Consider the following 248-nt stretch of genomic DNA (forward strand, 5'->3'; position numbering starts at 1 on the left):
GTTCCCGTCACAACGAGCGACTGGAATTTCTGGGGGACTCCATCCTGAGTCTGGTGATTGCCGATGACCTCTTCCACCGCTTTCCGCAAGCGGCGGAAGGGGATCTCAGCCGGATGCGCGCCACCCTGGTGCGGGAGAAGACCCTGGCCGAACTCGGCCGGGAGTTCGACCTCGGGGATCACCTGATCCTGGGGCCCGGCGAGCTGAAAAGCGGCGGGTTCCGTCGCGAGTCTATCCTGGCCGACACT

1 protein-coding gene is annotated in these 248 nt (G+C 64.5%); it reads left to right on the forward strand.

Annotated features, from left to right (window positions below):
• Positions 1-248, forward strand: a 248-nt coding sequence (locus B4920_RS27340; protein ID WP_305847139.1) for a ribonuclease III family protein, incomplete at both ends; no start/stop codon positions are given.

It is taken from the genome of Zoogloea sp. LCSB751, from assembly GCF_002028455.1.
Classification (GTDB): domain Bacteria; phylum Pseudomonadota; class Gammaproteobacteria; order Burkholderiales; family Rhodocyclaceae; genus Zoogloea.